At 40.6% G+C, this 1,056-nt stretch carries 1 protein-coding gene and 1 pseudogene; both read right to left on the bottom strand.

Annotation, left to right across the window (positions count from 1 at the left end):
• Nucleotides 1–317 precede the first annotated feature (317 nt).
• Nucleotides 318–860, bottom strand: a complete 543-nt coding sequence (gene rfbC / locus QWY27_RS15245; protein WP_290199284.1) for a dTDP-4-dehydrorhamnose 3,5-epimerase — start codon at nt 858–860, stop codon at nt 318–320.
• A 77-nt stretch (nt 861–937) separates the two neighbouring features.
• Nucleotides 938–1,056, bottom strand: a pseudogene (locus QWY27_RS15390) (IS30 family transposase); the annotation flags it as partial.

Here is a 1,056-nt window from a genome sequence, read left to right as displayed (position 1 = left end):
GCTTGAGCGCTAACTCCTTGAACTCCAAGGTGTATGACTGGCGAGGTATCTTCATAGCTAATCTTCCTTCAAGTGACGTTAATAATATGTCACCCTTATGGAAGACGAAATATCAGGGGAAGCTCAACCCCATCTCTTTTGAAGACCTTTAAAAGGCCATTCATAAAATTCTTTTTTTCAGGAAATGCAATAATGGTGCGGTTTTCGCACGCTTTTGACCTCAATCTTAAAATGATACGTTTTATTTGAACCTTGTTTAACTCCCTCAGATTCAGAAAAATCTACCGTTGACGATAGTTTTTTAGGTGCGATCACTATCAAAAGAGCTCTGCTGTTTTGAATGGTGAGCCTTGAGAGTCTTTGATTGACAGAATAGGCTCGTCTTTTATGGGCCAACTAATAGCTAGGTTTGTATCATTCCAAGTTATGCAGCGTTCATATTGCGGGGCATAATAGTCGGTGATTTTATAAATACACTCAGCTTCGTCACTCAGTACAACAAAACCGTGGGCGAATCCTTCAGGAATCCACATTTGTTTTTTGTTTTCTGCACTTAAGTGCTCACCTACCCATTGACCGAATGTGGGAGAGTCTTTGCGGATATCGACGGCAACATCAAATATTTCTCCAGAAACAACATGCACAAGTTTACCTTGAGGTTGTTTGACTTGGTAGTGTAAGCCACGCAGTACACCCTTTACTGAATGAGAATAATTGTCTTGGACAAAATTCACAGACTTGCCAATAAGCGATTCAAATTGCGCTTGGTTGAAACTTTCAAAGAAAGATCCACGATTATCAGCAAATATTTTGGGTTCCAAAAGTATGACGTCACGAATAGCAAGTGGTATTGCTCTCATCCTTGTAGCTCATCCTTTAATAAATGCTTTACGTTATGCTATTTCTTCAGGGCAGCATACTTTTAAACCCGGTGGTTTCAAGTGCGAAGTGCAACAAGTCGGCGGTAATACTCGTCGCCATTAAATGTATCAGGTAAAAACAGTTCTGCAGGGCATTTAAAGCCGAGGCTTTTTCGAGGTCTAGTATTCAGTGCCC

The organism is Zwartia vadi (assembly GCF_030410375.1).
Lineage (GTDB): Bacteria > Pseudomonadota > Gammaproteobacteria > Burkholderiales > Burkholderiaceae_B > Zwartia > Zwartia vadi.
This window is presented reverse-complemented; position numbering and strand designations above follow the sequence as displayed.

Coding starts and splice junctions, on each gene's coding strand:
- rfbC (WP_290199284.1), bottom strand. CDS start 860: ATGAGAGCAATACCACTTGCTATTCGTGACGTCATACTTTTGGAACCC.